Origin of the sequence: Roseomonas sp. AR75 (assembly GCF_005222815.1) — a bacterium.
GTDB lineage: Bacteria > Pseudomonadota > Alphaproteobacteria > Acetobacterales > Acetobacteraceae > Falsiroseomonas.
Genome location: NZ_STGB01000004.1, coordinates 124,917 through 137,784, shown reverse-complemented (window position 1 = coordinate 137,784; position 12,868 = coordinate 124,917). Strand labels below are relative to the sequence as shown.

Sequence of the window (12,868 nt, the reverse complement as noted above, 5' to 3'; positions counted from 1 at the left end):
GATGCTTGCGAAAGCCTCAGGCGGATTGGGTGGCGACGAGCTTCCAGGTCGGGTCCTGGCTGCGCAGGTCGCGCTGGAAGGTCCAGACATCCACCAGCTCAGTCACCGCCTCGGCGCCGGCGACGACGCTGCCATCCTTCGCGGTGGTCATGTTCACCTGGTCGGAGACGAAGCGCACCGTGACATCGGCCACCGTGCCGCGCAGGTCGGCGGCCTCCACCTTGGTCTCCTGCATCGCGCGGACCTCGCTGCGCTGGCTCTCGCCGGCGGCCTCGCGGCGGGAGATCTCGCCCTCGAACCCGGCATAGGTGTCGTCGGAGAGCAGCATGCGAAGCGTGTCGCGGTCGCCGCGGGCGAAGGCCTCGACGATCATGCGGAAGGCACCCTCGGCGCCGTGCAGGAAGCCCTCGGGCTCGAAGGCGGGATCCACGCCGCGGATGCGCATCAGCGCCTGGCCCACCGGGCTGCGCGGATCGGGCACGATGCGGCGCGTACCGTCCGGCTGGATCTGCGGGGAAGGCAGCTCCGGCAGCGCATCGGTCGCCGGCGCGCCGCGCGCGGCCTGCGGATCATAGGGATGCGGCCCCTCGCGCCGCGGGCGCTCGAAGCCGGTGCGGCGGCCGAGCACGCTGCGCAGACGCAGGACCAGGAAGGCCGCGACCATCGCGAACAGGATCAGGTCGACCGGAAAGCCGCCGGACATGGATGACTCCTCACTTGCCCATCACTTAGGGCTCATGGGCCCGGGCCGCAACGGCAAGATTCACATCGTCACTCGGCCCATCTTCGCGCATGGCGCGCCGGCCGGCTATATCGCGTCGCGCAACACCTGCCTGCACAAGACCGGGGCTTCTCGATGATCCTGCTGCGTCACGGCCAGAGCGAGTTCAACCTGCACTTCACCGCAACGCGCCGTGACCCCGGCATCAAGGACCCGAAGCTGACCGATCTCGGCCATGCACAGGCGGAGGCGGCGGCCGAGGCACTGGCCGGCGCGCAGGAGATCCGGCGCATCATCGTCTCGCCCTACACCCGCGCGCTGCAGACCGCCGCGCCGCTGGCGCGCCGGCTCAAGCTGCCGGTGACGGTCAATCCGATCGTGCGGGAACGCTACGCCTTCACCTGCGACATCGGCAGCCCGGCCACGGCGCTGCGCGGCCATTGGCCCGATGTCGCGCTCGACCACATCGAGGAGGTGTGGTGGCCCCTGCAGGAGGAACCGGCCGACCAGGTGGAGGCCCGTGCCCGGCGCTTCCGCGGCGAGATGGCGGTGCTGGATGACTGGGCCCACACGGTGGTGGTCAGCCACTGGGGCTTCATCCTCTCGATGACGGGACGCAGCGTGTCGAATGGCGAGTGGCTCGCCTGCGACCCGACGGCGCCGCCGCCCGAGAGCATCGTCTGGAAGCATCATTGACCCTGCATCCCCCGCGGATCGGCCGCGGGGGGCAAGGTCCGGGAAGGATCAGCGGCGCAGGCGGCGGGCCGCGGCCAGGCCGAGCAGGCCGACGCCGAACAGCGCGAGCGCGGCCGGGGCCGGAACGGCGGCGGCGCTGGTGGTCGTCATCTGGCCGACCTCGGCGGAGGTGCTGACCAGCACGATGCGGTCTTCCTCGGCGGCCGGCACGGCCGCGGCGAGCACCTGCTCCGGCGTCTCGGTGATCAAGGCCGCGACGGCGGGGGTGCCGACGGTGGCGAGCATGCCCAGGGCGGCGGCGAAGGTGGCGATCCTGATCTGCGACATCACTCGATCCTCGTGGCGCGGATTCGACGGAACCGCGCTTCGCCAGGTCGGGTTGCAATCAGCGTGCCACGCGGCAAGTCCTTGAAAAAGCGTGTGTCATTTCCGGGTCTCGCAGAGACCTGTCAAGAATTCCGACTCGGGGATCCGTGCCCGCCCGGTCAGCCGCCCGGCCGCCGCACGCAGCGGAAGCCGACATGGCAGGTGGAAGTGTCCACCGCCTCCGCATGGCGCGCCGCCGGGCGGTAGCGCCGGCAATGGTTGGGCGCGCAGAGGAAGCTGCCGCCCTTCAGCACGCGACGGGGGATGCGGATCTCCGGCTGGGCGGGGTCGAAGCTGCCCTCCGCGTCGCCGCGACGCGGGTTGCGGGGGATGCAGCAGGTCTTCGGCGAGTCCGCCTCATGTTTCGGCGCCCAGTAGTCCTGCGTCCACTCCCAGACATTCCCGATCATGTCGAACAGGCCGTAGCCATTGGCCGGGAAGCTGCCGACCGGGCTGGTCGCCTCCCAGCCATCCTCCCTGGTGTTCCTGTAGGGGAAGGCGCCCTGCCAGGTGTTCGCCATGATGCGCCCCTTGGGCCGCATCATCGTGCCCCAGGCAAAGGCCGCGCCGTCCAGCCCGCCGCGCGCGGCGAACTCCCACTCCGCCTCGGTCGGCAGGTCCTTGCCGGCCCAGCGCGCATAGGCCAGCGCGTCGCCATAGGCGACATGCACGACCGGGTGGTCCTCGAGCCCGGCGATCGAGGATCCGGGCCCATAGGGCTCCCGCCACCAGGCGCCGCGGCAGAGCTCCCACCACAGGCCCCACTGGGTCAGGTCCACCGGGCCCTTGGTCTTCCGGAACACCAGGCTGCCGGCGAACAGCATGTGCGGCAGCGCGCCCGGGTAGTCGCTTGCGTTCGGCACCGTCTCCGCGAAGGTGACATGGCCGGTGGCGGCGACGAAGGCGGCGAATTGGCGGTTGGTGACCGGGGTCGTGTCGATCCAGAAGCCGTCCACCGCGGCGCGGTGCACCGGGGCTTCCTCGGGATAGTGCTCGTTCGATCCCATGCGGAAGGTCCCGCCGGGGATCCAGGCCATGCCCTCCGGCGCCGGGTCCGGTCCGGCCGCAGTCGTGGCTGCCAGCATTTCGTCCTGCATGCCTGCCGCTCCCCAGCCGACGTCCTGGCGAGCATGCCCCAAAGCGGCGCGGCAGGGCAGCCCCGCGGTGGATCGCCACCATGTGATGCGTCGCGCGTTGCCGCGATCGCAGTGGCGGGGCGCGATGTCGAGTCGTCTGTTACACTGCTCGTTGCGACGGAAAAAGGAGGGGTCGGATTGCGCGCTTGGAGGGCGATCTGCGTGCTGGCGCTGCTGGCGGGCTGCGACGACCCCGCGCCGCGTGCCGATGCGCCCGCCACCGTCCCGGAAGGCCGCGCCGCCACCGCGCAGCGCGCCGCCGAGGAGCGGCTGCGCGCGCGGCTGCGTCGCGAAGGGCCGCTGACGCTGCGGGCGATGCAGGCCTATCGCCAGGCGATGCCCGACACCATCGCGATCTGCGGCCAGGTCAATCCCGGCGGCCAGCGCAACGAGCCCTTCCTGCCCTTCGTCGCCGTCGTCGCCTTCCAGGGCGACGCCGCGGGAGAGGTGGAGTTCCACCTCGCCGCGAGCTCGCCGGAGGCGACGCGGGTCTATTACGAGATGGTGGACCGCTGCTTCGATGGCGGCGGTCCGGCGCATGCGCGCACCGCGGTCCGGCCGCTGCCCCCGGCGCCCTCGGTGGACCCGTCCGTCGTCTTCAGCGCGACGCCCGCCCCTGCGCCCGCCCCGGCGACGCAGGCCCCGGCCGGCAGCGGCATCCTGGAACCCGGGCCGCAGCGCCTGCCCTCCCCGGCACCGGCGGGCGGCACGGCGATCGGCACCGTCAGCGTGCGCAGCCCGGCCAATGTGCGGTCCAGCCCCTCCGGCGGCGGCGAGGTGCTGCGCGTCGCCCCCCGCGGCGCCACGCTCGACATCTTCGCGGAAGCGCCGGGCGGCTGGTACCAGGTGGGCGAGGGCGAGCCCTGGGGCTGGGTGCACGGCTCCCTGCTGGACCGCTGACCGCGCGCGCCTACTCCTCCTTCGCGCCGCCGGCCGTGCGCTCGTAGTGGCGGATGTATTTGTCGGTGATCAGGTCGGTCTTCACCACGACGCAGACATCGGTGGTGTTGAACTGGTCGTCGATGACGGCGCCGTCGCCGACGAAGCCGCCCAGGCGGAGATAGCCCTTCACCAGCGGCGGCAGCGCCACCAGCGCGGCCTTCGTGTCCACCTGGCCGATCGGCATGCGGTCCATCGCCACATAGCGGTCCGGCAGCGCGCGGGCGCGCAGCGCCGGCGGCGCCAGGTGGTTCGCATGCAGGTAGGAAAGCTGCGGCGCCAGCGCATCCAGGTCGGTGCCGGGCAGGGAGGCGCAGCCGAACATCAGGTCGATGCGGTGGCGGAAGACGAACACCGCGATGCCGCGCCACAGCAGCTGCAGCGTGCCGCGCGTGCGATAGGGCGCCGCGACGCAGGACCGGCCGAGTTCCAGCACCTCGCCCGGGAAGCCCGCCAGCGCCGAGACGTCGTATTCGCTTTCCGAGTAGAAGCGCCCGAGCTTCCGCGCGCCCTCGCGGCGGATCATGCGATAGGTGCCCACCACCGCCTCCGCCCCATTGCCGAGGTCGTGGTCCAGCACCAGCAGGTGGTCGGCGACCGCGTCGTATTCGTCGGCATCGCGCCTCGCGGCCGCGGCGGCGGCATCGGCCCGCGCGCCCATCTCCTCGTAGAAGACGCGGAAGCGCAGCGCCTGCGCGGCGTCCACCTCGGCCGGGCTTTCGGCGAGCCGCAATCCGAGGTTGCCCGCGCGCAACTCCTCGAAGGGGCCGGTGGGCGGCTCTGCCGCGGGCGGGCTGATCGGCGCGGGATCGTCCGGCAGGGGTCCGTCCACGCTCATCGCTGCAATCCTCGCCTGCTCACCGGCGCTTGCGGCCGGGGCGGGCGGGCGGCGCTTCCTCCGGACGGCGGCCGAACAGCTCGAGCCGTTGGCCGATCAGGGTGAAGCCGAGGCGCTCGGCGATGGCGCGGGCGACGCGCTCGAAATCGGCGTCCTCGAACTCGATGACCTTGCCGCTGTCCACGTCGATCAGATGGTGGTGATGGCCGCGGTCGGTCGGGTCGAACCGCGCGCGCCCGCCGCCGAAGTCGCGGCGCTCGACGATGCCCTTCTCCTCCAGCAGGCGGACGGTGCGGTAGACCGTGGCGACGGAGATGCGCGCGTCGAGCGCGCTGGCGCGGCGGTAGAGTTCCTCGACGTCCGGGTGATCCTCGGCCTCGCTCAGCACGCGCGCGATCAACCGGCGCTGGCCGGTCATCTTCAGCCCGCGCTCGACGCAGAGCTGCTCGATCCGCGAAGGATCGGGGCGATTGCCGTTGGGTGGCGTTGGGGCGGCGGATGTCTGCATGCTGGGCGCGGCGTTCTCCGGCGGGCGGGCCTTGGCGCCCGGCGACACCTCTGCATAGCCCCGCCCGGGCCTCACCGCCAAATCCCTGGAGACGGGGCGTCGGGACCGTCAGGCCGCGCCGGCAACCGCCGGCGCGGCGGCGGGGTGCTCAGGCGTCGCGCTGGGCCGCGCCGCGGCCGCGGCCGGGCGGACGGCCGCGCGGCTTGGTGCCGAGGCCGATCTTCTTGGCCAGCGAGGAGCGGTGCTTGGTATAGTTCGGCGCCACCATGGGGTAGTCGGGGCCGAGGCCCCACTTCTCCCTGTATTGATCCGGGGTCATGTTGAAGGCGGTCTTGAGATGCCGCTTCAGCATCTTCAGCTTCCGCCCGTCCTCCAGGCAGATCAGGTATTCGGGCGTGATGGATTTCTTGATCGGCACCGCGGGCTGCGGCTTTTCCGCCGGCGGAGCGGCGGGCTGTCCCATGGTGGACAAGGTCCGGTAGACCTCCTGGATCAGGCTTGGCAGATCCGAGATCGAAACCGGGTTGTTCGAGACATGGGCCGAGACGATTTCCGCCGTCAGGCCGAGGAGGTCCTGGTTTGCCGTGGTCTCTGACATGAGTCGTCTTCCTGTCGTCCAGCCGGGTCGCCCGGAAGTGCCGGAGACCGCATCGCACCTGGTCGCTTCCCGTGATGCGCCGCGTGCACGGGACCCCATATACTGGTGAAGACCACCGTTTCGCAATATCCATTACGGTGCCCCCGAGAGGTTGATCGCATGGAAATCTGCGAGTCCCAAGAACAGACTCACGATGCGTTGCTCGACATTACGGCAGAGACTTGCCCGATGACCTTCGTCCGCACCCGCCTGGCGCTGGATCGTATGCAGCCGGGCCAGGTGCTGCGGGTGCGCCTGAAGGGCGAGGAACCACTGCGCAACGTGCCGCGCACCGCGACGGAACAGGGCCATGCGGTGCTGCGCCAGGCGCCGGAACCGGATGGCGGCGCGGTGCTGCTGTGGATCAGGAAGGGCGGATGAGGCCGCGTCGCAGTACCAGCGCGTCGCTGCCATCGGCATAGTAGCGCCGGCGCCGCCCGGCCTCGGCGAAGCCCGCCGCGGCATAGAGCGCGCGCGCCGCGTCATTCCCGGCGGAGACCTCCAGGAACATCGTGGCGGCGCCACGCGCGGCGGCCTGCGCCATCGCCGCAACCAGCAGCGCGCCGCCATGGCCCGCGCGCCGCGCCGCCGGCACGACGGCAAGCGTCAGGATCTCCGCCTCGTCGGCCGCGACACGGGCCAGCACGAACCCCGTCCCCGGCAGCACCAGGCCGAAGGCGCCTGGCATCTCCAGCATCAGCCGGATCGCGTCGGCGCCCCAGCGCTCGGCCGGCGGGAAGGCCTCGGCATGCAGCGCGGCGAGCGCGGGCGCCTCCGCCGTCGTCGCGGCGATCATCCGGGCCGGCGCACCGCCGGCGGCTCGGCATAGATCGGCGCCGCGCCGCGCATCGGCGTCTGTCGCTCGAATCGGAGCGCGGCGACCAAGGCAGCGGCGCCGGCGTCGGGCAGGCGGCTGTCGCTCAGCACCGCGTCGCAGCCGCGCGCCAGCAGGCGGGCAGCCACGACGGGCGCGGCATCGCCGACGACGGTCACGGGGCCATCCGGGCGTGGCAGGTCGGCTTCGGCGAAGACGGTGGGCGGCGCGGCGGCGATGCCGGCGACGATCCGCTCCAGCGCGACGCGGCCGCGCTTCGTGTCCACCGCCGCCCAGACCTCGCGGCCCTCGCACAGCGCCGGTGGCAGGGCGGCAGCCAGCGCCTCCCCGGTGGTGACGCCGATCACCGTCACGCCGAGGCCGAGCGCGATGCCCTCGGCCAGCGCGGTCGCGCTGCGCAGGCCCGTGAAGCTGCCGGGGCCGACCACCACCGCGACCGCATCCAGCCGCCGTCCCGCCTCGGCCAGCAGTTCCTGCGCCATGACCGGCAGGACGGTAGGCTGCACCCGGTCACCCGGCACCGCCCGGCGCGCGACGACCGCGCCATCCACCCACAACGCGGCGGAGGCGCGGGCAAGCGAACCGTCGAGGGCGAGAAGTCGCATGGCGCGGGGATAGGCGTACCCGGCGGGCGCGTCCATGCGGCGGGCGCCGAGCGCGCTGCCCGCTTGCCCCGCGCGGCGTGCGGGTGTTCCCTGCGAGCCGTCCCGCCCGCCGGAGCCGCGCATGAACGAGATCTCGCCGTCGCGTCCGAACAATCTCGACGCCTTCTGGATGCCCTACAGCGACAACCGCTATTTCAAGTCGCATCCGCGCCTGCTCGCGCGCGCCGAGGGCATGCACTACTGGACCGCCGACGGGCAGGAGATCCTGGACGGCACGGCGGGCCTGTGGTGCTGCAATGCCGGCCATGGCCGCAAGGAGATCACCGAGGCAATCCAGAAGCAGGCCGCCGTGATGGATTTCGCGCCGACCTTCCAGCTCGGCCATCCCGTGGCGTTCGAAGCCGCTGCGCGCGTGGCGGAGATGACGCCGGACGGCATCGACCATGTCTTCTTCGTCAATTCCGGCAGCGAGGCCGCGGACACCGCGCTGAAGATCGCGCTGGCCTGGCAGAAGGCGCGCGGGCAGTCGCAGCGCGTGCGGCTGATCGGGCGGGAGCGCGGCTATCACGGCGTCGGCTTCGGCGGCATGTCCGTGGGCGGCATCGGCGCGAACCGCAAGCAGTTCGGCGCGCAGCTTCCCTATGTGGACCACCTGCCGCACACGCATCTGCCGGCGCAGAACCGCTTCGCCCGCGGACTGCCCGAGCATGGCGCGCATCTGGCCGATACGCTGGAAAGCCTGGTGGCGCTGCATGGCGACACCATCGCCGCCGTCATCGTGGAGCCGGTGGCGGGCAGCACCGGCGTGCTGGTGCCGCCGAAGGACTATCTGCAGCGCCTGCGGAACATCTGCACCAGGCACGGCATCCTGCTGATCTTCGACGAGGTGATCACCGGCTTCGGCCGGCTCGGCACGCCCTTCGGCGCGGAACGCCTCGGCGTCACGCCGGACATCATGACCATGGCGAAGGGGCTGACCAACGCGGCGGTGCCGATGGGCGCGGTGGCGACGACCGACGAGGTGCACGACACCATCGTCAACGGCTCGCCCGCGGGGATCGAGCTGTTCCACGGCTACACCTATTCCGGCCACCCCCTGGCCTCCGCCGCGGCGATCGCGACGCTGGAGCTGCACCGGGCGGAAGACCTGCCCGGCCGCGCGCTGGCGATGGAGCCCTATTTCGAGGGCGCGGCGCATGCGATGCGCGACGTGCCGGGCGTGATCGACGTGCGCAACATCGGTCTGGTCGCGGGGATCGAGCTGGAACCGCGCGCCGGCGCACCGACGCAGCGCGCGATGGAGGTGTTCCGCTGGTGCTTCGACCACGGCGTGCTGACGCGCGTGACCGGCGACATCGTCGCCCTCTCGCCGCCGCTGATCGTGGAGAAGCCGCAGGTGGACAGGATCTTCGGGACGCTGGCAGACGCGATCCGCGCCGTGCCGGCCTGACCTTCCCAAGGGGCGCTGCCCCTTGGAACCCCGCCAGGGACGCTGAGCGTCCCCGGACCCCTCCGGCCTATGCCGCCTGGACCTTGGGGGCGCGGCCGATGATCAGGTGCAGCCGCCAGGCCTGCACCTCCAGCTCGCCGGCGGCGCGATGCGCCGACCAGGCCGAGCCGGGCTCCATGCACAGATAGAAATCCGTGCGGCCGAGGCTGAGGAACAGGCCGTTCCGGTCGAGCTCGACCGCGAAGCGCCGTCGGCGCGCGGCGGGCAGGCTCGACGGTCCGTCCCAGTCATTCGCGACCACGACAAGGGGGGGCCAATGTCCGTCCATGGCGGGGGGTTCGCCCATCGGTTGATGCAACGGACAATAGCAGAGCAAAAAAGAGACCGGTCGAGATTATTGCAATCTTTTGTAGGCAGGCGCGCCTGACACTGCAACGGTGGCGGCTACAGCGTCCTCGGATTGACGAAGCTCGGCACGCCGGTCCGCAGGGCAAAGGGCGTGACCTGCGCGAGCGCGATCGGCGCCGCGACGGCCATGGGGCCAAGCAGCACCGACTGGTGGTTTGCCGGCTCCGGATTGGGGGCAAGCGGCTCCTTGACGTCCTCGAACCGCTCGTAGCTGCAGACGATGGCGCCCTGGTTGAAGTAAACATCCACGTAGGTCGTCCCCATATTCCCCCAGCCGAGGGCGGCGATGTTCCAGCGGAAGCCGCGGATCGGGCCGTTGTAGTTCAGCGCGGCCGCGAAGGGCTGCAGCTCCCCGCGCTGGCCGGCGTCACTGCCGAAGCGGTTCGTCGGGCAGAAGCCGATCAGGCCAAGTCCCGGCCCGCCGCCATTGACGTGGTTCGCGACGAACTGACCGAAGGCCGCCGTGCGCACCGGCCGCGGATCGCCCGAGAGGTGATAGGCGAACAGCCCGTTGGCATTGACATAGACGATGCCGTGGCAGTTCCCGAGGCCGGGAAAGGCGATGTTCTGCTGGTCGAACACCACTTCCTGCATGCCGACATACTTCATCCCGCCACCCCCCGTTGCGGGGCCAGCATAGTCCCGGCGGCGAAGCCCATGCGGCCCTTCCACGATCGCAACGGGCGGCCCGGCGCGCGCCTGCATGGCACCCCGCCCGGCGGCGCACGGCTGGACCCGTCGGCGCGCTCCCATATAAGCGGCTTCCTGAAGCTTCCGCGGAACCCCTCGCCATGTCGCAGACCCAGGACGCGCAGATCCCCGTGACCGTCCTCACCGGCTATCTCGGCGCCGGCAAGACCACGCTGCTCAACCGCATCCTCAGCGAGAACCACGGGCGCAAATTCGCCGTGGTGATCAACGAGTTCGGCGAGCTCGGCGTGGACAACGACCTCGTCGTGGACGCCGACGAGGAAGTCTTCGAGATGAACAACGGCTGCATCTGCTGCACCGTGCGCGGCGACCTGATCCGCATCATCTCCGGCCTGATGAAGCGCAAGGGCCGCTTCGACGGCATCATCGTGGAGACCACGGGCCTCGCCGATCCCGCGCCCGTCGCGCAGACCTTCTTCGTCGACGAGGACGTGAAGCGCGCGACGAAGCTCGACGCGATCGTCACGGTGGTGGATGCCAAGCACCTGCCCGCGCGGCTGAAGGACAGCAGCGAGGCGCAGGAGCAGATCGCCTTCGCGGACATCATCGTGCTGAACAAGATGGACCTTGTCAGCGCGGACGAGGCCGCCGAGGTCGAGCGGCTGATCAAGCAGATCAACCCCTATGCCGAGATCCGCCGCGCGACGAAGTCCGACGTGCCGCTGGACAGCGTGATCGGCCGCGACGCCTTCAACCTCGCCCGCATCCTGGAGAAGGAGCCGGACTTCCTCTCCGGCGAGGACCACCACGAGCATGACAGCGAGGTGAACAGCGTCAGCTTCGAGGTGGCGAAGCCGATCGACGCGGAGAAGTTCAACGCCTGGATCTCGCAGCTTCTCCAGACCAAGGGCCAGGACCTGCTGCGCACCAAGGGCATCTTGTACTATGCCGGCGACAGCCGCCGCTTCGCCTTCCAGGCCGTGCACATGATCGCCGATGGCGACTACATCGGCGAGGTCAAGGAAGGCGATCCGCGCAAGTCCAAGATCGTCTTCATCGGCCGCGACCTGAACCGGCCGCAACTGCGCAGGGGGTTCGAGGCGTGCCAGGTGGAGGGGTGATGTCCCGGCCAGGTCGAATGCCCCCACCCCGGCCCTCCCCCGCTTCGCGGGAGGGAGCAGGTGAAGGTGCTTCCTCTTTGCGGACCATGTCGTGATGGCTGACGTCGCCGAATCCGATTTCCTTCTCGCCACGCGCGGCCGCGCCGAGGAGCTCGGCGCCTGGGTGGTCGGCGCCGTCTTCGATGCGCGCAACGCGCTCGCCTTCGCGCTGGCCGACGGCACGCTGCACCTTGCCGGCACCACCGGCGACTGGAAGCCCGTCACCGCGCATGACGGCGCCATCCTCTCGGCATCCGCCGACATGCAGGAGGGCTGGCTGACCGGCGGCGACGACGGCAAGCTGATGCGCACCGCGCCCGATGGCGCGACCACGACGCTCGCCGATTACAAGGGCAAGTGGGTGGACCATGTCGCCGCGCATGAGTCCGGCCTGCGCGCCGCGGCGGTGGGCAAGGCGCTGCACCTGCTCGGCCCCGGCGGCCCGCTGAAGACGCTCGCGCATCCGTCCAGCGTCGGCGGCATCGCCTTCGACACGAAGGGCAAGCGTATCGCCGCCAGCCACTACAACGGCGCCTCGCTGTGGTTCGTCGGCGCCAAGGAAGACAAGCCGCGCAGCCTGGAATGGAAGGGCAGCCACCACGCCATCGCCTTCTCGCCCGACGGCACGCATGTGGTCACCGCGATGCAGGAACCCTCGCTGCATGGCTGGCGTCTGACGGACGGGCAGCACATGCGCATGTCCGGCTATCCCGGGAAGACCCGCAGCCTCTCCTTCACCGCCCGCGGCCGCTGGCTGGCGACGAGCGGCGCGGAGAGCATCGTGCTCTGGCCCTTCTTCGGCGGCGGCCCGATGGGCAAGGCGCCGACGGAACTCGCCGGCGGCGACGCAGTGTTCTGCACCGCTGTCGCCTGCCATCCGCAACACGAGGTGGTCGCCGCCGGCTTCGGCGATGGCCTCGTGCTGATCGCGGAGATCGGCAGCGGCAAGGTGGTGCCGGTCGCCCCACCCTCCGGCAGCCCGGTCTCTGCCCTGTCCTGGAGCCCGAATGGCGCGCTGCTGGCCTTCGGCACCGAAGCCGGCCGCGCCGGCATCATCGATCTCGCGAGGCGCCCATGACCGTTCCCATTCTCGAAGCCAACGGCATGCGCATGCCGCGCATCGGCCTCGGCACCTGGCCGATGACGGGCGCGGAGTGCACGCGCGCGGTGGAATCCGCGATCGGCCTCGGCTATCGCCACATCGACACGGCCGAGCGCTACGGCAACGAGGATGCGGTGGGCGCCGGCATCGCCGCCAGCGGCCTGCCGCGCGGCGACATCTTCCTGACGACGAAGATCTGGTGGGACAAGCCGAATGGCGATGCGATCCGCCGCGCCTTCGCCGACAGTCTCAAGCGCCTCGCGACGCCCTATGTGGACCTGCTGCTGATCCACTGGCCGAGCCCGCAGCTCGACCTGGCGGATGCGCTCAAGGGCATCGCCGCGATCCGCGCGGAAGGGCAGGCGAAGTCCATCGGCGTGTCGAACTTCCCGCCGAAGCTGCTGCAGCGCGCGATCGCCGAAGGCGTGAACCTCGCCAGCCTGCAGGTCGAGTTCCACGTCATGCTCGACCAGTCGAAGCTGCTCGGCATCTGTCGTGCGGCGGGGATGGGCCTGACCGCCTATTCGCCGCTGGCGAAGGGCAGCGGGCTCGACCAGCCGGTGCTGGCGCGCATCGCGACGAAGCACGGCGCGACGCCGGCGCAGGTCGCGCTGGGCTGGCTGCTGGCGCAGGACGGCGTGGCGATGGTGCCGAAGGCCGCCTCACCGGCGCGGCAGAAGGAGAACCTGGGCGCCGCGTCGCTGCGGCTGGACGCGGATGACCTTGCCGCGATTGGAACCCTGCCCAAGGACCGTCGCTTCGTGAACCCGGATTTCGCGCCGGACTGGGCGAATGGCTGAGCCGCGGTTGCGCGGC

At 71.0% G+C, this 12,868-nt stretch carries 18 protein-coding genes; 8 read left to right on the top strand and 10 right to left on the bottom strand.

Features of this window, described 5'->3' with window-relative positions; translation table 11 throughout:
- Positions 1-16: 16 nt before the first annotated feature.
- Positions 17-703, bottom strand: a complete 687-nt coding sequence (locus tag E4T13_RS14595; RefSeq protein WP_137179043.1) for a Tim44/TimA family putative adaptor protein — start codon at positions 701-703, stop codon at positions 17-19.
- Here E4T13_RS14595 and E4T13_RS29915 point away from each other — a divergent pair.
- The gene (locus E4T13_RS29915; RefSeq protein ID WP_170985005.1) at positions 702-860 is read left to right on the top strand and encodes a hypothetical protein; all 159 of its coding nucleotides are present in this window, start codon (positions 702-704) and stop codon (positions 858-860) included. The genes E4T13_RS14595 and E4T13_RS29915 overlap by 2 nt on opposite strands.
- Complete coding sequence (locus E4T13_RS14590) at positions 857-1,417, top strand: histidine phosphatase family protein (protein WP_137179042.1); 561 nt, start codon at positions 857-859, stop codon at positions 1,415-1,417. Before E4T13_RS29915 ends, E4T13_RS14590 begins: the two co-directional genes overlap by 4 nt.
- 48 nt (positions 1,418-1,465) lie before the next feature.
- On the opposite strand, the gene E4T13_RS14585 is transcribed toward E4T13_RS14590, so the two are convergent.
- Together E4T13_RS14585 and E4T13_RS14580 are read right to left on the bottom strand one after the other, a co-directional pair.
- Entirely contained in the window at positions 1,466-1,744 is a 279-nt protein-coding gene (locus E4T13_RS14585) for a PEP-CTERM sorting domain-containing protein (RefSeq protein ID WP_137179041.1), read from the bottom strand.
- A gap of 158 nt (positions 1,745-1,902) precedes the next feature.
- The gene (locus E4T13_RS14580) at positions 1,903-2,880 is read right to left on the bottom strand and encodes a formylglycine-generating enzyme family protein (RefSeq protein WP_240791142.1); all 978 of its coding nucleotides are present in this window, start codon (positions 2,878-2,880) and stop codon (positions 1,903-1,905) included.
- A gap of 177 nt (positions 2,881-3,057) precedes the next feature.
- Here E4T13_RS14580 and E4T13_RS14575 point away from each other — a divergent pair, with 177 nt between their 5' ends.
- Positions 3,058-3,819 (top strand): SH3 domain-containing protein, encoded by a 762-nt coding sequence (locus tag E4T13_RS14575; protein WP_137179040.1) that lies wholly within the window; start codon positions 3,058-3,060, stop codon positions 3,817-3,819.
- 10 nt (positions 3,820-3,829) lie between these two features.
- Here E4T13_RS14575 and E4T13_RS14570 read toward each other — a convergent pair whose 3' ends face one another.
- From E4T13_RS14570 to E4T13_RS14560, 3 genes are all read right to left on the bottom strand, one after another.
- On the bottom strand, positions 3,830-4,696 hold the full coding sequence (locus E4T13_RS14570; protein ID WP_137179039.1) for a GNAT family N-acetyltransferase: 867 nt from the start codon (positions 4,694-4,696) through the stop codon (positions 3,830-3,832).
- Between the two features lie 19 nt (positions 4,697-4,715).
- Positions 4,716-5,204, bottom strand: a complete 489-nt coding sequence (locus E4T13_RS14565) for a Fur family transcriptional regulator (RefSeq protein WP_137179038.1) — start codon at positions 5,202-5,204, stop codon at positions 4,716-4,718.
- Between the two features lie 148 nt (positions 5,205-5,352).
- On the bottom strand, positions 5,353-5,802 hold the full coding sequence (locus E4T13_RS14560) for a MucR family transcriptional regulator (RefSeq protein WP_137179037.1): 450 nt from the start codon (positions 5,800-5,802) through the stop codon (positions 5,353-5,355).
- Positions 5,803-5,961: 159 nt separating this feature from the next.
- On the opposite strand from E4T13_RS14560, the gene E4T13_RS14555 reads away from it, so the two are divergent.
- Positions 5,962-6,222, top strand: a complete 261-nt coding sequence (locus tag E4T13_RS14555; RefSeq protein WP_137179968.1) for a sulfurtransferase TusA family protein — start codon at positions 5,962-5,964, stop codon at positions 6,220-6,222.
- Here E4T13_RS14555 and E4T13_RS14550 read toward each other — a convergent pair.
- Positions 6,206-6,637, bottom strand: coding sequence for a GNAT family N-acetyltransferase (locus tag E4T13_RS14550; protein WP_137179036.1), 432 nt, complete (start codon positions 6,635-6,637; stop codon positions 6,206-6,208). The two genes, E4T13_RS14555 and E4T13_RS14550, sit on opposite strands and share 17 nt — an antisense overlap.
- The gene (gene tsaB / locus E4T13_RS14545) at positions 6,634-7,317 is read right to left on the bottom strand and encodes a tRNA (adenosine(37)-N6)-threonylcarbamoyltransferase complex dimerization subunit type 1 TsaB (RefSeq protein ID WP_170985004.1); all 684 of its coding nucleotides are present in this window, start codon (positions 7,315-7,317) and stop codon (positions 6,634-6,636) included. Before tsaB ends, E4T13_RS14550 begins: the two co-directional genes overlap by 4 nt.
- 85 nt (positions 7,318-7,402) lie before the next feature.
- Between tsaB and E4T13_RS14540 the strand changes: the two genes are divergently transcribed.
- Positions 7,403-8,731 (top strand): aspartate aminotransferase family protein, encoded by a 1,329-nt coding sequence (locus E4T13_RS14540; RefSeq protein WP_137179034.1) that lies wholly within the window; start codon positions 7,403-7,405, stop codon positions 8,729-8,731.
- Positions 8,732-8,798: 67 nt separating this feature from the next.
- Here E4T13_RS14540 and E4T13_RS14535 read toward each other — a convergent pair whose 3' ends face one another.
- Positions 8,799-9,059: a hypothetical protein gene (locus E4T13_RS14535; RefSeq protein WP_137179033.1), complete on the bottom strand. Its 261-nt coding sequence runs from the start codon at positions 9,057-9,059 to the stop codon at positions 8,799-8,801.
- A gap of 116 nt (positions 9,060-9,175) precedes the next feature.
- Positions 9,176-9,748, bottom strand: coding sequence for a hypothetical protein (locus E4T13_RS14530; RefSeq protein ID WP_137179032.1), 573 nt, complete (start codon positions 9,746-9,748; stop codon positions 9,176-9,178).
- 182 nt (positions 9,749-9,930) lie between these two features.
- Between E4T13_RS14530 and E4T13_RS14525 the strand changes: the two genes are divergently transcribed.
- The 3 genes from E4T13_RS14525 (at position 9,931) to E4T13_RS14515 (ending at position 12,852) form a co-directional block, all read left to right on the top strand.
- Complete coding sequence (locus E4T13_RS14525) at positions 9,931-10,911, top strand: GTP-binding protein (protein WP_137179031.1); 981 nt, start codon at positions 9,931-9,933, stop codon at positions 10,909-10,911.
- A 94-nt stretch (positions 10,912-11,005) separates the two neighbouring features.
- A complete protein-coding gene (locus tag E4T13_RS14520) occupies positions 11,006-12,028 on the top strand; it encodes a WD40 repeat domain-containing protein (RefSeq protein ID WP_170985003.1) in 1,023 nt (340 codons plus the stop codon).
- Positions 12,025-12,852: an aldo/keto reductase gene (locus E4T13_RS14515; RefSeq protein ID WP_137179029.1), complete on the top strand. Its 828-nt coding sequence runs from the start codon at positions 12,025-12,027 to the stop codon at positions 12,850-12,852. Before E4T13_RS14520 ends, E4T13_RS14515 begins: the two co-directional genes overlap by 4 nt.
- Positions 12,853-12,868 lie beyond the last annotated feature (16 nt).

Bases quoted from the DNA above. Each gene is read 5' to 3' on its own strand.
- E4T13_RS29915 (WP_170985005.1), top strand. From the start codon at position 702: ATGGATGACTCCTCACTTGCCCATCACTTAGGGCTCATGGGCCCGGGC.
- E4T13_RS14595 (WP_137179043.1), bottom strand. From the start codon at position 703: ATGTCCGGCGGCTTTCCGGTCGACCTGATCCTGTTCGCGATGGTCGCG.
- E4T13_RS14590 (WP_137179042.1), top strand. From the start codon at position 857: ATGATCCTGCTGCGTCACGGCCAGAGCGAGTTCAACCTGCACTTCACC.
- E4T13_RS14585 (WP_137179041.1), bottom strand. From the start codon at position 1,744: ATGTCGCAGATCAGGATCGCCACCTTCGCCGCCGCCCTGGGCATGCTC.
- E4T13_RS14580 (WP_240791142.1), bottom strand. From the start codon at position 2,880: ATGCAGGACGAAATGCTGGCAGCCACGACTGCGGCCGGACCGGACCCG.
- E4T13_RS14570 (WP_137179039.1), bottom strand. From the start codon at position 4,696: ATGAGCGTGGACGGACCCCTGCCGGACGATCCCGCGCCGATCAGCCCG.
- E4T13_RS14565 (WP_137179038.1), bottom strand. From the start codon at position 5,204: ATGCAGACATCCGCCGCCCCAACGCCACCCAACGGCAATCGCCCCGAT.
- E4T13_RS14560 (WP_137179037.1), bottom strand. From the start codon at position 5,802: ATGTCAGAGACCACGGCAAACCAGGACCTCCTCGGCCTGACGGCGGAA.
- E4T13_RS14555 (WP_137179968.1), top strand. From the start codon at position 5,962: ATGGAAATCTGCGAGTCCCAAGAACAGACTCACGATGCGTTGCTCGAC.
- E4T13_RS14550 (WP_137179036.1), bottom strand. From the start codon at position 6,637: ATGATCGCCGCGACGACGGCGGAGGCGCCCGCGCTCGCCGCGCTGCAT.
- tsaB (WP_170985004.1), bottom strand. From the start codon at position 7,317: ATGGACGCGCCCGCCGGGTACGCCTATCCCCGCGCCATGCGACTTCTC.
- E4T13_RS14540 (WP_137179034.1), top strand. From the start codon at position 7,403: ATGAACGAGATCTCGCCGTCGCGTCCGAACAATCTCGACGCCTTCTGG.
- E4T13_RS14535 (WP_137179033.1), bottom strand. From the start codon at position 9,059: ATGGACGGACATTGGCCCCCCCTTGTCGTGGTCGCGAATGACTGGGAC.
- E4T13_RS14530 (WP_137179032.1), bottom strand. From the start codon at position 9,748: ATGAAGTATGTCGGCATGCAGGAAGTGGTGTTCGACCAGCAGAACATC.
- E4T13_RS14525 (WP_137179031.1), top strand. From the start codon at position 9,931: ATGTCGCAGACCCAGGACGCGCAGATCCCCGTGACCGTCCTCACCGGC.
- E4T13_RS14520 (WP_170985003.1), top strand. From the start codon at position 11,006: ATGGCTGACGTCGCCGAATCCGATTTCCTTCTCGCCACGCGCGGCCGC.
- E4T13_RS14515 (WP_137179029.1), top strand. From the start codon at position 12,025: ATGACCGTTCCCATTCTCGAAGCCAACGGCATGCGCATGCCGCGCATC.